General features: G+C 35.9%; 11 protein-coding genes and 1 other RNA gene. 10 read left to right on the top strand and 2 right to left on the bottom strand.

Translation table 11 applies throughout. The features are described 5' to 3' along the window. The first annotated feature begins 28 nt into the window (after window positions 1–28). Window positions 29–1,324 carry a phosphopyruvate hydratase gene (eno, locus tag MY490_RS20055; RefSeq protein WP_248267224.1) on the top strand — a complete coding sequence of 432 codons (1,296 nt, stop codon included), beginning with the start codon at window positions 29–31 and terminating at the stop codon, window positions 1,322–1,324. An 874-nt stretch (window positions 1,325–2,198) separates the two neighbouring features. Beyond that, the gene (locus tag MY490_RS20050; protein ID WP_248267223.1) at window positions 2,199–3,449 is read left to right on the top strand and encodes an MFS transporter; all 1,251 of its coding nucleotides are present in this window, start codon (window positions 2,199–2,201) and stop codon (window positions 3,447–3,449) included. A 98-nt stretch (window positions 3,450–3,547) separates the two neighbouring features. On the opposite strand, the gene MY490_RS20045 is transcribed toward MY490_RS20050, so the two are convergent. Then, entirely contained in the window at window positions 3,548–4,111 is a 564-nt protein-coding gene (locus MY490_RS20045) for a DUF2238 domain-containing protein (protein WP_248267222.1), read from the bottom strand. A gap of 206 nt (window positions 4,112–4,317) precedes the next feature. Here MY490_RS20045 and MY490_RS20040 point away from each other — a divergent pair, with 206 nt between their 5' ends. From MY490_RS20040 to secG, 3 genes are all read left to right on the top strand, one after another. After that, window positions 4,318–4,539: a hypothetical protein gene (locus MY490_RS20040; protein WP_248267221.1), complete on the top strand. Its 222-nt coding sequence runs from the start codon at window positions 4,318–4,320 to the stop codon at window positions 4,537–4,539. Beyond that, complete coding sequence (locus MY490_RS20035; protein WP_248267220.1) at window positions 4,532–5,461, top strand: alpha/beta fold hydrolase; 930 nt, start codon at window positions 4,532–4,534, stop codon at window positions 5,459–5,461. The genes MY490_RS20040 and MY490_RS20035 overlap by 8 nt, the downstream gene beginning before the upstream one ends. 83 nt (window positions 5,462–5,544) lie before the next feature. Beyond that, the gene (gene secG / locus MY490_RS20030; protein ID WP_025569105.1) at window positions 5,545–5,778 is read left to right on the top strand and encodes a preprotein translocase subunit SecG; all 234 of its coding nucleotides are present in this window, start codon (window positions 5,545–5,547) and stop codon (window positions 5,776–5,778) included. A gap of 138 nt (window positions 5,779–5,916) precedes the next feature. Here secG and MY490_RS20025 read toward each other — a convergent pair whose 3' ends face one another. Then, window positions 5,917–6,408: a DinB family protein gene (locus tag MY490_RS20025; protein ID WP_248267219.1), complete on the bottom strand. Its 492-nt coding sequence runs from the start codon at window positions 6,406–6,408 to the stop codon at window positions 5,917–5,919. A 276-nt stretch (window positions 6,409–6,684) separates the two neighbouring features. Here MY490_RS20025 and MY490_RS20020 point away from each other — a divergent pair, with 276 nt between their 5' ends. The 5 genes from MY490_RS20020 (at window position 6,685) to MY490_RS19990 (ending at window position 19,956) form a co-directional block, all read left to right on the top strand. After that, a complete protein-coding gene (locus tag MY490_RS20020; protein ID WP_248267218.1) occupies window positions 6,685–7,425 on the top strand; it encodes an alpha/beta hydrolase in 741 nt (246 codons plus the stop codon). A gap of 66 nt (window positions 7,426–7,491) precedes the next feature. Next, entirely contained in the window at window positions 7,492–9,933 is a 2,442-nt protein-coding gene (rnr, locus tag MY490_RS20015; protein WP_248267217.1) for a ribonuclease R, read from the top strand. 91 nt (window positions 9,934–10,024) lie between these two features. Then, complete coding sequence (gene smpB / locus MY490_RS20010) at window positions 10,025–10,492, top strand: SsrA-binding protein SmpB (protein WP_056469927.1); 468 nt, start codon at window positions 10,025–10,027, stop codon at window positions 10,490–10,492. A 214-nt stretch (window positions 10,493–10,706) separates the two neighbouring features. Beyond that, window positions 10,707–11,064: a transfer-messenger RNA gene (gene ssrA / locus MY490_RS20005) on the top strand. A 627-nt stretch (window positions 11,065–11,691) separates the two neighbouring features. Beyond that, complete coding sequence (locus MY490_RS19990) at window positions 11,692–19,956, top strand: InlB B-repeat-containing protein (protein ID WP_282439821.1); 8,265 nt, start codon at window positions 11,692–11,694, stop codon at window positions 19,954–19,956. Window positions 19,957–20,037 lie beyond the last annotated feature (81 nt).

The raw sequence follows: 20,037 nt of genomic DNA, 5'->3' as shown, positions 1-20,037 counted from the left end.
TTAACGCAATCAAAGGAGAGATTTTATTATGTCAATGATTATTGATGTTTATGCTCGCGAAGTATTAGATTCTCGTGGTAACCCTACTGTTGAAGTAGAAGTCTATACAGAAGATGGTGGCTTTGGCCGTGCACTAGTACCAAGTGGTGCTTCAACTGGTGAATATGAAGCTGTTGAATTACGTGATGGAGACAAATCTCGTTACCTTGGTAAAGGTGTTGAGAAAGCTGTAGCTAATGTTAATGATATTTTAGCTGAAGAAATCGTTGGATACGAAGTAACTGATCAAGTTTCAATCGACCGTCGTATGATTGAGCTAGATGGTACTGAAAACAAAGGTAAATTAGGTGCTAACGCAATTCTAGGTGTATCTATGGCAGTAGCTCGTGCAGCAGCTGATGAATTAGGTCTACCATTATACCAATACCTTGGTGGATTTAATGCAAAACAATTACCAGTTCCGATGATGAACATCATCAACGGTGGTTCTCATGCTGATAATAACGTAGACTTCCAAGAATTCATGATCTTACCTGTAGGTGCTGATAGCTTTAAAGAAGCAATTCGTATGGGTACTGAAATTTTCCACAATCTTAAAGCGGTATTACATGACAAAGGTTTAAACACAGCTGTAGGTGACGAAGGTGGATTCGCTCCAAACCTTGGTTCAAACCGTGAAGCTTTAGAAGTAATCATGGAAGCAATTGATAAAGCTGGTTATAAAGCTGGAGAGCAAGTATTCTTAGGAATGGACGTTGCTTCTTCTGAATTCTTTAACAAAGAAACTGGTAAATACGATCTTGCAGGTGAAGGACGCACTGGTGTATCTTCAGCTGAAATGGTTGATTTCTACGAGCAACTTTGCAATGATTTCCCAATCCTTTCAATTGAAGATGGTTTAGATGAAAATGACTGGGATGGTCACAAATTATTAACAGAACGCTTAGGTGGCCGAGTACAATTAGTAGGTGACGATTTATTCGTTACGAACACTAAAAAATTAGCTGAAGGTATTGAAAAAGGTATCGCAAACTCAATCCTTATCAAAGTTAACCAAATCGGTACATTAACAGAAACTTTCGATGCAATCGAAATGGCTAAACGTGCAGGTTACACAGCAGTAGTTTCTCACCGTTCTGGTGAAACTGAAGATAGCACAATCGCTGATATCGCAGTTGCTACAAATGCTGGTCAAATTAAAACAGGTTCTGCTTCTCGTACAGACCGTATTGCTAAATACAACCAATTATTACGTATTCAAGACGAGTTAGGCGAAAGCGCAGTATACCAAGGATTAAAATCTTTCTACAACTTAAGAAAATAATTTAATCAAAACTAAGTGTATTAACAAAAAAACATAATCCATTATAGACACGTTAAAAAGAGAAGGATCGTCACCTTCTCTTTTTTTTATTGCTGTAAAAAATGTCATTGATTAAGGTGACATTTTTTCAGAGTGTTGAAATATAAAATCGTCAAATAGGGAAAAGGGACTTTAAGTGAACATTTCATAATTATAAAATTAGCATTTTTTGAATGATCTTTTAATGGTTATAAATGTTAATATGTTTGAGCAATTTCATTATTTCAATAACAATAGAAATGATTTTTTAGACGTTAAAAATATTATAAGCTTTTTTTAGAAAACAAATTCGATTGTTTAGTTTAATAAATGTTCAATATTAATTGATCTACTATCTGATTAAAGTTAGATTACTCTAAGGAAAGGCTATTTGATTAGGGTTTATCTCAGACATTTTTAGATGAATAAGTTGATTGGAATGGAGGGATGCTCGACTCCTATGGGATAAGCGGGAAGGCTGAGACCCCACAGGCTTGCCGAGGAGGCTAAAGAATCTCGCCCCATGGAAAGCGAGCATCCTGTAATGGAAATCAACATCACTCTACTCCTTTCACGAAAATTTGATATTTAATTGACAAGGTAGTTTTTCAACAGCATGAAAAAATGTCATTGATTAACTCAGTGACATTTTTTTGTAACTTTTAAAGTAAATTACTTTATTGAATGGTATAAACGAACTTAATTTTTCTCCTTTCCATGGTGACTTTAAATTTTCCAATTGACAAGAATTGGGATTGATTATTAAAGAAATTTAATGTTAAAATAAGAATGTATGTTCTAAGGAACGTTAGTTCTTGCGTGGTTAAAATGTAATTGAAATAAGAGAGGGGAAAAAATGTCTAAAACTACTCCAACAGCTTCAAATCCTTCAATGGCTTCTTTGTTAAAAAATCCTTTTATTCAGACGATTCTTTCAGCAGGTTTGTTTATTCAAGTTGGTATTTGGATTCGTAATTTTGCAATCTTATTATTTGTAGTGGAAAAGACCAATGGTGATGCAACAGCCGTATCATTGATATCAGTTGCTGAATTTGCGCCAATTTTTATTTTTTCTTTTATCGGTGGAACTTTTGCCGATCGTTGGAAACCAAAGCGTACAATGATATGGTGCGATCTGTTAAGTGCTGTATCTATATTTGTTATTTTGTTAGCACTATTATATGGAACATGGAAGTTTGTGTTTTTTGCTACATTAGTTTCAGCAATCTTGTCCCAGTTTTCTCAGCCTTCCAATATGAAATTATTTAAAGTTCATGTACCTGGTGAGCAAATGCAAGCAGGTATGTCTATCTTTCAAACGATGATGGCAGTGTTTATGATTTTAGGTCCAGTATTAGGTACATTCGTATTTCAACAAGCTGGAATACATGTTTCGATGGGAATTGTAGGGATTGCTTTTCTTATGTCAGCTTTAGTATTAACAAGATTACCTAAGGATCAAGAAGAAGAAAAGTCTGAACATACAACATCATTATTGGAAGAGATGAAGTCAGGATTCCAATACGTTTGGTCTCGAAAAATTCTCGTCTATTTAGGTGGAGTATTTGCAGCGGCAGGATTAGGTATAGGTCTTATCCATCCTCTAGCAATTTTTTTAGTAACTGAACGACTAGGATTAGATAAGGAATATTTACAATGGATATTCGCGGCAAATGGAGCCGCTATGATTATAGGTGGTGGCCTAATAATGGTCATATCGAATAAGTTGGCACCGCATGTATTATTATTAATCGGTATGGCGGTCAATGCGATTGGAATATTTGTTATAGGTTGGTCTGAGATGTTCTGGCTAACGCTTGTTGCTGAATTCTTTATCGGACTATTTATGCCTGCGTTGCATATCGGTATTAATACAATCATCTTAAAAAATACTGATGAAAAGTTTGTAGGCAGGGTAAACGGTATATTAACACCTTTATTTATGGGAGCTATGGTCATTACTATGAGCTTGGCAGGTATTTTAAAGGAGCATTTTTCTTTAATCTCTATTTATCAAGTTTCAGCATTATTATTCGTTATTGGAATCATCATCATGGTGCCAATGTTCAAGATTATGAAGAATATCGTAGTTGAAGTGAAGTCATAAAATATGAAACCTGATTATTCATTTAGATTAATCAGGTTTTTTTATTGTGACTACTAAATTAGATTTAATAGTTTCATATTATCCATTAATAAATACTTTTACTTATTTTTTTTCGATCTAGCAAACCAAAATGCGATAATGAGTGCTCCAATTGAGTCTGCGATTATATCTGTCATTGTATCAAAATTACCTCCGCCTTGCGTATTAGTTCCAAAAAATTGGTCGCTACTGAATTCCCAAATCTCCCATATTGCTCCACAAAATACTCCAAATGAAAAAACAAAGAGAAAAATGAATCCAGCAGACATTTCACTCCGAGACTGTTTGGTAGTCAATTTTCCCATTAAATCAATTGCTAAAAACGCGACTAGTGTGCCACTTAAAAAATGTAAAAACGTATCCCACCAGCCTAAACTATAAAATCTAAGCATTGAACCAAGACATAAGGACCCTATTAAAAAAGCAAAATAAGAGAGAATAAACGGAAATGCAAATCGAATCTTGAAAAGCTTATCTAATATGAGCGGTACGAGTGCACAAGCGAAGCCACCTAATGCGATTGGATACCGATAAGAATCGTCTTTTACGAAGAAAATAACGAACAAGACAAGCATGACAATTGCAAAGACGATGCTTAAAATTGTTTGTATACCTCTTTTCATTTCGAATCCCCCATTCATTCTGTTTTGATCTCAATTCAAACATCAATACAAAACATGTTTAGTTAAAATCCAAAAAATTAGTTTAACTTTGACATAAAAAGTTCATCAAATTGATGAAAAATTGTTAAAAATTAACCTAAAGAATAAAATAATTTGGATTAGTATTGAATTATGGATATGAGTGTCAAATAATTGGGAGGATAATTATGAACTTTTTCGCATACTTAAAAGATTATATTTGGTATACTATAAAAACCTATTTACTTCCATTTATTATTGTTATAGTTTCATTAGTAATTGTTTTTTGGAGAATATTGGGTGATGAATTTACATTTACATACATACGATTAGAAATAATCTATTTCACTTGTTTTTTCTTAGTAGTATCTTTTACAACATATGAGATGAAGGGGCATAAAAATGAATAATTGGGAAGGATTAATTTCGGCGAAGGATCGAACAAAAATCTATTTGCGAAAATATATTCCTGCTGAACCAATTGCTGTAATTCAAATTGTACATGGAATGGCAGAACATGGTGGGGCTTATGAAAAATTTATTGAATATTTAGTTCATAATCAGTTTGCAGTGTTTATTCATGATCAAAGAGGTCACGGGAAAACGGCATCTATTGAAGATGATTTAGGTTTTTTTGGTGAAGAAATTGGCTGGGATGAAGTTGCTAAAGATATTATTTTTATAAGTAAAATGATTAGAAAAGAAATAAAAGATATTCCTTTAATTCTATTTGGACATAGTATGGGGTCTTATTTGAGCAGACGAGTAGTTCAATTAAATGGAGGACTATACGATGGGTTAATTATTTCTGGAACTGGATACGATCCAGGAATACTAAGAAAATTAGGTGTCTTTATTTCAAGTGCAGAGGCATTTTTGATTGGTGCCAATAAGAGAAGTAAAATTTTAGACTTTTTAACTTTTGGAAACTTCAATAATCATTTTAAGTTTCCTAAAACAAAATATGATTGGTTAACAAGAGATGAAGCCGAGATTGATCGCTATATTAAAGATCCATATTGTGGTTTTATTTGTTCTTCAAGTTATTATCGTGAATTGTTGAAAGGAATTGGAATTATACATCGAAAAGATGAAATAAAGAAGACACCAACTTCATTGCCAATTTATATTTTTTCTGGAGATAAAGATCCTGTTGGTCAAAATGGTGAAGGTGTAAAGAAAGTTTATGGGCTATATAAAGAAATTGGATGTACAAATGTAAAGTTGAAATTATATGAAGAAGGTCGTCATGAGATGCTTCATGAAATAAATAAAGATGAAGTTCATCAAGATGTAAAAACTTGGATAGAAGAAACAATCTTAAATCATTAAATAAGGTTGTACTCTCATATTGAAGTATAGTATTCTTCATAGTAGAATAGGAAGTAACAGTGTATTACTGTGGAGGTGAAGAAATGCATACGTTTTTATCTGTACTTTTAATTATTGTTTCAGTACTTATGATTGTTTTAGTTTTACTTCAATCTAGTAAAAGTAACGGCCTATCAGGTGCGATATCTGGTGGTGCTGAGCAACTGTTTGGCAAGCAAAAAGCTCGTGGTTTTGAACTAGTTTTACAAAGAATAACAGTTGTTGTAGCAGTTTTATTCTTCATTCTAACGATTGCTGTAACATATTTTAAACTGTAATAAACAAGCTACCTAAAAGGGTGGCTTTTTATTTTGTTAAAAATTTCTCTTGGATAGGAAGATATTTTTCTAAATAATTTGGAAAAAAATACAGCCAGGTTTTTGGCTGTATTTTAGAATGTAGACAATTTCTAACTATTAACCTTTCATTGCAGCCCATTCTTCTTTACTTGGACCGTACATTCCTGGAATAGCTAGTCCAGCTTGACGCATTAATACAGTCATTTGGCCACGGTGATGCGTTTGATGTGAAATTGCCATGCGTAGTAATGCGTGGATAGGCATTTCAATGAATCCAAAAGCGTTAATGATTTGATTTAAATCTTTTTCTTTCCATTCTTTTTGAGCTGCTTCAGTCATAGCTTTACTAGCCTCTGAGTATTTTTCGGTAATTTCCTTCGCAGTTGCAGGCATTTCTTCTTTGCTCATAGATGCTTCGAATTGTAATCCTGACTGTGAAATAATCGCTTTAATTGCTGTCGTTATGTGCCAAGCTAGTTCCCCTAATGAGCTAAAATCTTCACCTATTGATTGATCAAGTGATTCATCTGTCATAGCATTTAGTAATTTAATTGTGTTTGCTTCTTCCATTTTCCATTCAGTAATAAATTCTTCAACATTATTAAACATAACGTATCCTCCTTTTGTTGGTTAAATGACCAACATTATTATTACCACACCTTTTATTAAATCATAACAAGTTAATTAAAAAAACTGTTTATTGGTAAATTATTGAAATTAAAGGTAAAATAAAAGAACAATTTCTTTACGTAAAATTAGTTAAATATTATTATTAATGATTTATATTGAAGAAATCGATTATAAATTTAAATAAACAAAATCATTTATAGATAACATAAAATTAACGAAAGAAAAATGGATAGAAAAGTTTTGGAGTGAGTATATATGAGAGTAACAATGCCGAAGCCATTTACGTTTGAAGGTGGAGATCGAGCAGTTTTATTATTACATGGATTTACAGGACATTCTGCGGATGTTCGAATGCTTGGCCGTTTTTTAGAAAAACAAGGTTATACTTGTCATGCACCGCACTATAAAGGGCATGGTGTACCACCAGATGAGCTTGTTCATACGGGACCAGAGGACTGGTGGAAGGATGTAATGGAAGCTTATCAATTTCTAAAGGATAAAGGACATCAAAAAATTGCAGCGGTAGGTCTATCTTTAGGTGGAGTATTTGCACTAAAGCTAGGTTATACTGTTCCATTGAATGGTATTGTCACAATGTGTTCGCCGATGTACATAAAAAGTGAAGAAATTATGTATGAAGGCGTTTTAGCTTACACAAGAGAGTTTAAAAAACGTGAAGGGAAATCTCCTGAACAAATTGAAGTAGAAATGGAAGAATTTAAAAAAAATCCGATGAATACATTAAAAGCTCTTCAAGGTTTAATTAAAGAAGTGCGTGAAAATGTTGATACAGTATATGCACCAACGTTTGTCGTACAATCTACTGTAGACGAGATGATTAATACTGACAGCGCAAATATTATTTTTAATGAAGTGCAATCTGATCAGAAAAAATTAAAATGGTACGAAAATTCAACACATGTTATTACACTTGGACAGGAAAAAGATATGTTACATGAAGATGTACTAGCATTTCTTAATGAATTGGAATGGTAGAATGAAATCTTTCTGGACAAACTTAAATTAAATACCCTTTAGCAATTAGAAAAAGGAGGGAAAAGTATGAATCAACAATGGAAAGAAAAATTATTGGAATTGATGAAAAGTGAAGATTATAAGCCTTTAAATATCCAGGGGATAGAAGAGGCTATGGAGTTGACTGATGCAAGTGACTTTCGAGAAGTAGTAAAAACGCTGGTTATGTTAGAAGATGAGGGGTATATTGTACGTTCACGAAATAATAAATACAGTTTACCTGATCAATCTAATTTAGTTAGAGGTAAATTAACTGGCCATGCTAAAGGCTTTGCGTTTGTCATTCCAGAAGAAGCAGGAGCAGAAGATGTATTTATTTCACCGTCAGATTTAAATGGTGCTTTACATGGAGACATCGTTTTAGCTCGTATTACAAAAGAAAAAAGTGATGCACGTAGAGAAGGGACAATTGTAAAAATTGTTGAACGTGGTCAAACGAAAATGGTAGGTACATACCAGGCTCAGAAAAGTTTCGGTTTCGTTGTTCCTGATGATAAACGATTCGGAAGTGATATTTTTATTACAAAGAGTAATTCCCAAGGCGCAGTGGAAGGTCACAAAGTCGTTGTAGAACTTACTCAGTTTCCTGAGAATGGGAAAAATGCAGAGGGTATTGTAGTACAAGTACTAGGACATAAAAATGATCCTGGTGTTGATATTTTATCGGTCATTCATAAGTTTGATTTACCTCAAGAATTCCCTAAGGAAGTAATGGATCAAGCAAATGCTGTACCGGATGAGATTGATGAATCAGCTATTGGCACTCGTCGCGATCTTCGTGATGAACAAATTGTAACGATAGATGGAGCAGATGCAAAGGACTTAGATGATGCTGTTACAGTAACAGCGCTTGAAAATGGTCATTATAAGTTAGGTGTACATATTGCAGACGTATCATACTATGTGACAGATAACTCACCAATTGATCAAGAAGCACATGATCGTGGAACAAGTATTTACTTAGTTGACCGAGTTATTCCAATGATTCCGCATCGTTTATCAAATGGAATTTGTTCATTAAATCCAAAAGTAAATCGATTTACACTTTCATGTGAAATGGAAATTGACCAAAAAGGTGAAGTTGTTAAGCATGAAATTTTTGAAAGTATTATTAAAACAACTGAAAGAATGACGTATAGCGATGTAAATAAAATATTAGATGAGCAAGATACTGAATTGCGTGAGCGTTACGAACCGTTAGTCCCAATGTTTGAGGAAATGGCCAAGTTAGCCAAAATCTTACGTAATCGACGAATGACTCGTGGAGCAATCGATTTTGATTTTAAAGAATCAAAAGTATTAGTTGATGAAGAAGGTCATCCAACTGATGTCGTCATTCGTGAGCGCTCAACTGCAGAAAAACTAATTGAAGAATTTATGCTTGTAGCGAATGAAACAGTAGCTGAGCATTTTCATTGGTTAAATGTACCGTTCATGTATCGTGTCCATGAGGATCCTAAAGAAGAAAAGTTACAACGATTCTTTGAATTTATTGCATCATTTGGTTATACAGTAAAAGGTGCTGGAAATGAAATTCACCCGAGAGCGTTGCAACAAGTTCTAGATATGGTTCATGGGCAACCAGAAGAGACAGTCATTTCAACAGTAATGCTTCGTTCAATGAAACAAGCGAAATACGAGGCTGATAATCTTGGCCATTTCGGATTAGCAGCGGAGTATTATACTCATTTCACATCACCGATTCGTCGATATCCGGATTTAATTGTTCATCGATTAATTCGTAAATATTTAATCGAAGGAAAAATGGATAATGAGACAAAACGTGAGTGGGATGATAAATTACCTGCAATTGCTGAACATGCATCCAATATGGAGCGTCGCTCAGTTGAAGCAGAAAGAGAAACTGATGATTTGAAAAAAGCAGAGTACATGCTTGATAAAATTGGTGAAGAGTATGACGGTATTATCAGCTCTGTTACAAATTTCGGTATGTTTATTGAACTGCCAAATACAATTGAAGGTTTAGTTCGCGTTGCTGATTTATCAGATGACTATTATAACTATGACGAGCGTACGTACGCGATGATTGGTGAAAGAACAGGGAAAATCTTCAGAATCGGTGATGAAGTTTCAGTTCGAGTAGTTAATGTTAATAAAGAAGAACGAGCAATCGATTTTGAAATTGTTGGCATGAAATCGAACAAACCTCGTAGAAGCGGCGGTAGAGGACCGGTTAATCTTGGCGGTGGCTCTGGTGGCGGCAGAGGACGAGGAGGACGCGGCAGAGGTTCTTCAGAACGAAATGGAGACAGCTCTCGCAGTGGCCGTTCTCGTGGAAGACGTGGCGGTGATACTTCACCTCGAAATGAAGAGAAAGAAAGCGGACGTGGTGGAAAATCATCGAGAAATAAACGCGATGATCGTTTTAATCCAACGAAAAGCAAAAGCAAGAGCAAAAAGAATAAGCCTTTTTACGAAAAAGTCGCAAAAGGTAATAAAAAACGATAGTAAATAAAAAGCAGTGGACAAAATTGTCCACTGCTTTATGTATACAAACATATTTTATGGTAAAATAAGTAAAGATAGAGAGGTGTTATTTATGCCAAAAGGTGAAGGGAAAGTAATTGCTCAAAATAAAAAAGCTTATCATGATTACTTTATCGAAGAAACGTATGAAACAGGTATCGTATTACAAGGTACTGAAATAAAATCATTACGTGCTGGAAAAGCTAATCTAAAGGATTCCTTTGCACGTGTGCAAGGCGGAGAAGTATGGCTTCATAATATGCATATAAGTCCATATGAACAAGGCAATCGTTATAATCACGAACCATTACGTACTCGAAAATTACTGCTACATAATAGAGAAATCGTGAAGTTAATTGGTTATACAAAGGAAACAGGTTATACTTTAGTTCCATTAAAAATCTATTTAAAAAATGGCTATGCCAAGCTTTTACTTGGATTAGGTAAAGGTAAGAAACAATATGATAAACGTGATGATTTAAAGAAAAAAGAAGCAAAGCGTGAAGTGGAGCGTGCATTCCGAGATCGTCAGCGAATCTAATTGGATAAATGTTGAAGCATTGGAATTCTGTTTTTGTTTTAGAAACAATTGTTAATTGCAACTTGGACACATTATGCTATAATAAGTTTGTAAGTTAATCAGCAACATAAATAAGCACGATGTGCAGATTTTATAGATTATGAAGCCTTTGCTTTATGCTTCGTAAGTCACTCATAGCGAACAGAACTGAATAAGTTATGTGAGCATTTTATATGGGGACGTTACGGATTCGACAGGGGTAGTTCGAGCTTAAGTCGCGAGTCGAGGGGTCGGCCTCGTTAAAACGCAAAAGCCAATAACTGGCAAAAACAACAATTTCTCTTTAGCTGCTTAATTGCACTAAAGGCTCCTCCTATGTATCGCCCATGTGCATAGCTTAGAGGGGTTCACTTATTAGTGGGCTACGCCGGACCTCACCGTCTGAGGGGAATGGAAGAGATTAACCAGACTAGCTATCAGGAAGCCTGTCATTGGGCCAAATGGTATGCGAAATGCTAATACAGTGACTACGCTCGTAGAAGCTTAAGTGCCGATATTCTTGGACGTGGGTTCGACTCCCACCGTCTCCACCAATACATACTGTTTGGTGGTTTTTTTTATACTAAAATAATAATTCGTAAACCTCTTGAAACTTTGATTTATAAAAGTTTTAAGAGGTTTTCTTTTTTCCTCCAAACTAAATCTGTTTTTACTAGTCCTGTTTATCTCTTAGAAGTGAGGATATTGCAATGACTAATATTATAGAAAAGAAAGTTAGAACTAGCGTTTCAGTTAAACACATGAGAAATTCCTAACAGTTTTAATAAGGTATTTAGTTTTGTTGTTTATGTATGAAAGACAATAAATTCATTTAGGAAAATATGGTATTCTAAAAAAATGAAATAAATTTAATTATAAAAATGCTAAAATTCCCCCAAATTCGAATGTTTTGTATTTTTTTTAAAAAAATTAACTGATCTGTTAGGTTGATGGAACGAAAAAATGGCATAAAACGACAATTCTGAGAATAAAAACAGTAAAAAACTTGTTTTTAGTAGTAAATTTCGATGAATTGTTTCGTCAAACGACGACAAAATATCGCAAATTCCCCCAATACATCGCGGCTTTTTAGTGGAGTATTATTAAGTAGAAGATTAGTATTTGAATATTGTAAATTCTTAAATACTTAATCAAAGTTGACTTAAAATGGGGGGAAAACCATGAAAAAGAGACAAAAGAAACGAACATTTTCGGCTGTTGCATTAAGTAGTGCAATGTTACTAAATGTCTTATTACCTCAAAGTGCAATTCTTGCACATGCAGAGTCGAATGTTGATCAAAAAAGCTCAAAAAGCTCATCTGATGGAAAATTTTCAGCAGATGAAGTGAATCGCATTTTGGCTGGGTTGACGCCAGAACAAAAGGCTAACATAAATAAGCTCACTGGAGCAGACAATGGTCAAAAAATACGTGTCGATCAGAAAGATTTGAATAGTCCTGATAAGCATATTAATGTACTTGTTCAATTTAAAGAAGATCCGGCTAAGATTCAAATCATTAAGCAATCGTTAGCTAAAGGCGGAGCAACTGTAAATAGTCAAGCTTTTGCAAACGAATATTCCGACGCACAAAATAAGGTCAAAGATTCTCATGCCAAATTTAAGAGCTTTGTCAATGCACAGCCTAAAACGCAAATAGTTGGTGGGAAAACTGTTAAAACGGGTATTAGTATAACGAGAGAATATACAGAAGCATTTAATGGAGTTGCTTTATCCCTACCAGCAAAATTAGTTCAAAAAATTGCAGAAAATCCAGAAGTTGCTTCTGTTTGGTCTCAAGTTGAATACACGGCAGCTGAAGGAAGTGCTCCTCAAGCTCAAGAGGCAAGTGGATCTGTAGGCAAGCCTACATCAGCGCTTTCCTACTTAGGATTAGATAAACTTCAAGCTGAAGGTAATACAGGTATTATTAAATCGGGTCCTCGAAAAGGCCAAAAAATTAAGGTTGGTGTACTCGATACTGGTATTGATTACAATCACCCTGATTTAAAGGCTGTCTATAAAGGAGGCCATGACCTTGTAAATAATGTTGGCCTTGATGAAAATGGAAATGTAAAATACGTGGATGACCATGATCCAATGGAAACAACTTATGATGATTGGGTAGCTGCGAAGACGAATCCAGATGTAATATCAGGCCCACCTCCTGGAGATTATAAGCAGTATATTACAGAACATGGAACTCACGTTTCAGGGACAATCGCTGCTAATACGACAAATAATAATGATGTTTATTCAGCAAATGGTGTAGCGCCAAATGTAGACCTTTATGGTTACCGTGTATTAGGACCAGGTGGTCATGGTACATCAGACTCAGTATTGAACGGGATTGACCAAGCTGTTAAGGATCATATGGATGTTATCAATCTTTCGCTTGGTGCGAATGTTAACGACCCAATGTATCCAACTAGTATTGCCATCAACAATGCTACTTTAGCGGGAGTTGTTTGTGATGTTGCAGCGGGGAATGCAGGACCTGGTTCAGGGACTGTTGGTTCACCAGGAACTGCTGGACTAGCGATAACGGTTGGTGCAAGTACGATTCCAGAAGATATTGCAACAATGACCTTAAAGAACGGCACATCGAACTATAAAGCTCGTTTGTTTGGTAAAAACTTCACACAAACTGATGACGCATTTAAAGGAAAAACTTTTCCAATTGTTGATGTCGGCTTAGGTAGTGCGGCAGATTATAGTGGATTAGACATGACCGGTAAAATTGCCCTTGTGAAACGTGGCGGGGAGTATTTACAGACAAAAATGGCAAATGCGCACAAAGCTGGCGTAGCTGGTATGATCATTTGGGACAATGGTGCTGATGAGGATAACCAAGGATATATTAATAGCTTCTTAGGTGTCAGTATGGATAATGTTTATTCTGTTTCATTGACTCAAGCTGCGGGACAAGCTCTTTCTGATGCGATCTTTAAGGATCCTAAATCAGCAAAAATTACGTTCCCAAGTACGCTTGATGCGCCAATCACAAAAAAAGGTGACGATTTGGCAAGCTTTAGTTCAACAGGACCAGTAAAAGATTGGACAATCAAGCCAGATATTGTTGCGCCTGGTGTTGACATATCGTCGACTGCTCCATATGATGTTTGGGAACCACAAGCAGATGTAAGTGCAGATAAAAGGGATTATAAGTATTCTTATCAATTAATGTCAGGTACTTCAATGGCAACGCCTCATATGGCAGGTATTTCAGCATTGGTTTTAGCTGCTCATCCAGACTATACTCCTGCTGATGTAAAAACGGCATTAATGAATACAGCTAAGGATATAAATACAGATTCAAAAACTTATAGCGTATACCAAGTTGGTGCTGGACGTGTTGATCCTGCACGCGCAATTAATGAGAATGTAAAAATCCAAGTTTTAGACAAAGCATATGCTACTAATTCAGATTCGATGCTAACTCAAGTGGATAACCTTACAGGAAGCATGTTCTTTGGCTTTAAAGGTAGAGGAGAAGGATCAACGAACGGATCCGATGACGTGATTTCATCGAAAGATTTTAACGTAACAAACGAAGGAACAAGCGGTAAAACATTTAACGTAAGTACAGAGTTCCTTTCAACTAAATTTGCCGAATCGAATAAAGTAGGTCCTGGCACAGGAAATGATGTCAAAATCGCATTTTCTACTGGTGGGTCCAACCTGACATCTATTAAAGTTGATGGTGGTAGTACAGTAAAAGCAACAGCAAAAATTACCGTACCATCAAATGCTTTGGATGGCACTTATGAGGGGTATATTCACCTTGTCAATGCGGCGGACTCATCGGAGTCTTATCGAGTTCCGTTCACGATTACTGTCGCTGAAAAAGGAATTGATTCGTTTAAAGTGACGACGAAGGCAATGACACCGAATAGCCTAACGACTTACGACTTATCGGTGAATAATGCAATGAAAGACGCTTATATGGTCTTAAAAGATAAGGACGGACATTATTTAGGGGTGACAAATTCTTTAGGGGATGCAAGTGGGATTACGCCAGGAGTCCGTTACGGCAATCGGATCACACTTTATCTTGGGCAATATCTTCCATTTACGAAGCCATATGATGGTTCATATGATCCATCCGGTATCGCAACAAAACCTGTAGTGATAAAAGAGGGTACTTATTCTCTTGAAATGATCATGACGGATGAAGCGGGAAAACGTTACACAAAAGAAGATACACTTTATGTAGACAACACACCACCGACCATTAAAATGGACAGTGATTCAAAGCCAGGAATTTATGAAATCGACACGACAGGCTACCAACCTAATCAAGAGATTAAAGGATTTTATGGTTCAGTCTACGATTCAAACGTCGATGTGATGAAAAATAATGGCGAAACGACGGTGCCAAGTCCAAAAGATGGGTCACCTGTACCTGTCGACCAAGGGTTAAACACAGTTTTAGGTTTCCAAGATAGTGATTCGCCAACTGTAAGGTTCAATACAGATGAGAAAGGTCGTTTCCATTTTGGTATTACGCCTGAGGACGTAGCGTCAAAATTCGGTAGCTATTTCTGGGTCTATCCACTTGATTATGCGGGGTCTGGTGATCCATCGGTCACAAAACAAGAATATTATTTCATTAAAAAAGGTACCCCATATTTAACACTTACCAATTCTGGAGGTGTCGATGCGGGGCCAGGTAATGAAGATAAAGTGGTTGTCGATGCGAATAAACCGTTCAAAACGACAATCGCGACAAAGCACGGCGTAGGTATGACAGGCGCTAAAATTACACTTAACGATAATCAAGTTTACAAATATAGCAATATCAGATTAACAGATGAGTATAAAAACTATTTAATCAGTAAAGGGATTGACCCTACTAAGGTATTAACTGTAAGTGAACCTTATGTTCATCCAGTTTATCAAGTTGGTAAAAACGTTGATATTACGATATCTGGCATTGATGCAAAAGGTGCACTTGATCATGATATGAATATTATCGAAGCAGATGTAACCTATTCAAACCCTGATCCGATTACAGGACCAGATGAATTAGTGGTTTTAAAATCCAATTTAACGTTATCAGGCGAGGATACAGAAGTTACGTGGTTCCCAACAAATGTACCTTATATCAGACAGTCAATTTCCGTGCTGAGAGGTCAATTGGCGGCTGAAGCTTTCGCAAGAAACAACGTATCCAATGAATATCCTCAATTCACAGTGGATTCAGGAGCGAAGGTAACGGTTAAAGATGACAAGGGTAAAACGTTTGAAACGGATAATCCTACATCGTTTAATAACACAATTGCTTATACGTTTATTAACCCGTATTATGCTGTAACAATGGATGTAAGTAACTCTCCATATTCTGTCGAAGCGAGTGTACCAGGACATTTCAAAGGATATGAGAAAACACCAGTCATTGGTGAAAATAAATTTGGCTACCAATCAGGAACAATAAAAGATATCAGAGGTCTTTTCCCGATTCTTTTAGGTGGAGATGTGAATGGGGATAATGTCATTGACATCAATGACTTAACTTCGGAGATTCAAGCTTATAACGATTATTCGTTCCAAAGTACGCTTCTTGGTGGAAACGACCCAGCAGTTAAATCGTTATTAAGAAGCTATCGTAACAATGATATTAACTATACAGGTTCGCCGATTGCAACAAGTAAAATTGATTACAATGATTTCTATTTTATTTTCAAAAACTTTGGGTTGAAAAATCAAAGTGCGATCGACGCAGGTGTAACGGTTCCAGAACCACAACTAACGTTAACGAAAGATGTGACGATTGGGACAAACAGAGGAGATTATACAGATCCAAGATTCGATCGATTTGCAAATACATTCACTTTACATGCTGGTGATGGAATCGATCAAATTAGAGCAGCGCTAAATTTTGCAGGTCCAAAACAAAAAACAAGTGAAACGACCATTCCAACGTTAAAAGACTTACAAAATGGTGCATCAATCAATCTCATCCCAGTTAGTGATGTGTTTAAAGATGATGTGGTATGGCGAAAAGCAATTACAAAAGTGATGGTAGGTTCAACAGACGTAACTAATCTAGTGAAAATCTCAGAAGCAACTACGTATTATGATCAATTTGGAGCGCTAGCGGTAATGCCTTCAAAAATTACGTTACCTGGTTCTCTTTTCACATCAAATCCGAATTCGAATACGAATTACACGGTTACAATCAAGGCTGCTGGTTATCAAGATGTAACCAATACCTTTACGGTTTCAGCTCTACCAATTCCGACGCCTACAATTCCAGAAGTGACTGATCCATCAAAAGCACATGTAGGGAAGGATTTAACGTTTAAATTCACAGATGATGCGAATTGGCGTAATGGAATTAATAATATCAAAGTGAAAACACAAAACTCAACCGTTCTAGATATCACAGATTTGAAAGACGGTAGTGGGAACAAATATTACGACATTAGTGTACCAGGTCAAATTACGTTTAAGGCAGATTTATTCAAGACGAATGATGCAGCTGTTAGTTCAGCTTCGCCAATCAATCCAGGTGGAACGAACTGGTTGCCTCAGTTGTATAAGTTTGATATCAGTTCAAAGGGTGCAGATAATACCATTTACCCGGTTAAAACAATCGGACTTGATTCAAACGGTTTTTATAGTCAAGCAGTTGGATATGGCATTACGTTTGATACTCAAGGTGGCGCTCCAGTTAATCCAATCGCATTTGGATTTAGACCGAATAGAACCCGTGTAAATGGAGATGTCATTACAAATAGTCCTGGAGGTGGAGGTGTTAATCCAAGTACAACAAAACCTGGGTATAAATTTATGGGTTGGTTTAACGAACCAGCAGGCACAAATCAATGGGACACAACTGCTAATGTAAGTGCAGATCAAACCGTTTATGCGAAATGGCAAGTGAATTTTACGCAAAACTATTCACCTGTTGATGTTACGAAACCAAATGGATTGAAGTTTGACGGAATAAGTGGAGCAAGCGGTATTGGTTGGGTACTTGGTGAAGGAGATGTGAAAGTCAATATTCCAGATTATGCTGCGAATATCCCTTGGTTAACGGGTAAAAATCAAATTGCCAAAATCGAAGCCACTTACTATAAATTAAAGAGTGATGGAACGACAGAGGCTACACCGACAACTTATACGTTAGATCCAAGCACATATGACATGTCAACGAATGATCGAATTGGAACGCTTTCATTTACGACTGCGACGGAAAAATTTGCAAGTGAACATCCAGATCAAAAATTTGCGTTTAGTGCAGCACCAAGTTTATCAAATGCAGGGCAAATTAGTGGATATAATTTAACGCTTACTGCAACGACTGGTGAAAAGATCGTGATTCCAAATATTAAACTTAGTTACAGACGTCATATTGATTTAAACGGCGGAACGGTAAAGAATGCAACTGACTTATACTTTGCTGATGGCCTTGTGAATGGTAAAGCGAATGTACCTAGTATGCAATCAGCATTATCACATATCACAAATGGAACGCTTTCAATAAGCGATAAGCTATATCTAGACAGTGCAAACTCAAGTGACAAGGTAGCACCGATTTCACAAACTAACGGTATTTATTTAACGGATAATGCAACTTACTATGTATGTTGGATTAAAACACCTCCAACAGTATTGAAGGATACAGTTGGAAACACTGTAGGTAGCGATATTACGTTACCATTTACAGATGATGGAACATGGAAAAATAATATCAAAGCAGTAAAAATCGGTTCAAAAGATTTAGTTTTAAACAAGGATTATACAATTAGCAATAACGCGATTACATTAAACCATAACCTATTTACAGCAGGACAAAAGGTCAATGTAGTGATTGTTTCTGAAGGTTATGCGGATGCAATTGTTACAGATCAAGTAATCGGATATCAAGTAACGTTTGTATCAAATGGTGGGGATTCTGTTCCAGCTCAAATCGTCGATCGAACTGCAACAAAGCCACTAGAGCCTACAAAGGTTGGCTATAAGTTCTACGGCTGGTATACAGATCAAAATTTAACAACACCGTATGATTTTGCAAACATTGTAACAAAACCAATTACTCTTTATGCAAAATATGCTTTAGTCGGATCTCAAGTTTTAACAGATACGACAGATAACGCGCTAGGTAACGATATTACACTTGAATTCGTTGATTCTGAGTGGGCAAATGCCATCACTAGAATTAAAGTTGGTGCAGTTACTTTAGATGAAACAAAATATAAATTAGATAAGGCTGCACGTACGATTACAATTGATAAGAGTGTCTTCTCTAAAATTGGAGACTTCAAGATCAATATCAGTGCTACTGATTATGCAGATGTAACTGTAACTCAAAAAGTGGTGAATGGATATAATGTACATTTCGTTCTTCAAAGTGATGCTCCTCAAGTAGTTAAGGATGCAACAAAAGATCAAATTGTGTCACGCAGAATAACAGCACCGACTGTTAATGGCTATGAATTAGCTTGGTTTGCAGATGCAGAATGTACAATTCCTTGGGATTTCACAAGCTCGATCTATTCTACAAAAACACTTTATGGACAATGGAAACTAGCTAAATACACTGTAATCTATGACACACAAGATGCTGGACTTGTAGTTTCAGTGAAAGCTGATTACAACTCATTACTTGATGAATCAAAACCAACAAGAACAGGCTATACTTTCCTTGGTTGGTACAAAGATGCAGAAGGTAAAACACCATGGAACTTTGAAACTGATAAAGTATCAGGTGACATGATCTTGTATGCGAAATGGAGTATTAACTCTTACAAGATTCACTATATTAGCAATGGCGGCAGTCAAGTGGCTGACAAAACTGCAAATTATAATAGCGTGATTAAATTACCAATCCCAACAAGAACGGGTTATACATTCGTTGGATGGTACAAAGATGCTGCATTAAAAACAGCAGTAGGTTCAAATGTAACATTAACAAGTAATATTACACTTTATGCAAAATGGAACATTAACAAATATTCTGTTAAATTTAACAGTAATGGCGGAAGTTCTGTGGCTGCTAAAACAGTGAAATACAATTCAACAGTAGGTCAACCAGCATCACCAACTAGAAAAGGATATGTATTCCTTGGATGGTACAAAGATGCTGCAGGTAAAGTAGCTTGGAACTTTGCGAAGGATCGAGTTACAACAAACACGACAATTTATGCGAAATGGGTAGCAATTCCAGCTAAACCATCAAATGCTAAAGTGACAAAGTACGGAAAAACTTCAGCTAAATTAACGTGGTCAAGTGTGTCAGGTGCTGCAGGTTATGAAATTGTTAAATCAACTTCAAAAACAGGTTCATATTCGCACCTAAGTGACGTAAAAACGACGTCATACACAAATACTGGATTAAGTAAGGGTAAAACTTACTATTACAAAGTCCGTTCATTTAAAATTGTTGGATCGAAAAAAATCTATAGCGACTGGTCAAGTGTTGTAGCGATCAAACTATAAGAAATGTAATAACAAGCAGTATAAATTCTCTCAAGTAAAAATTAAAAAGGGTGTTTATAAGGTAATTAATAAACACCCTTT

The organism is Gottfriedia acidiceleris (assembly GCF_023115465.1).
GTDB lineage: Bacteria > Bacillota > Bacilli > Bacillales > Bacillaceae_G > Gottfriedia > Gottfriedia acidiceleris_B.
This window is presented reverse-complemented; position numbering and strand designations above follow the sequence as displayed.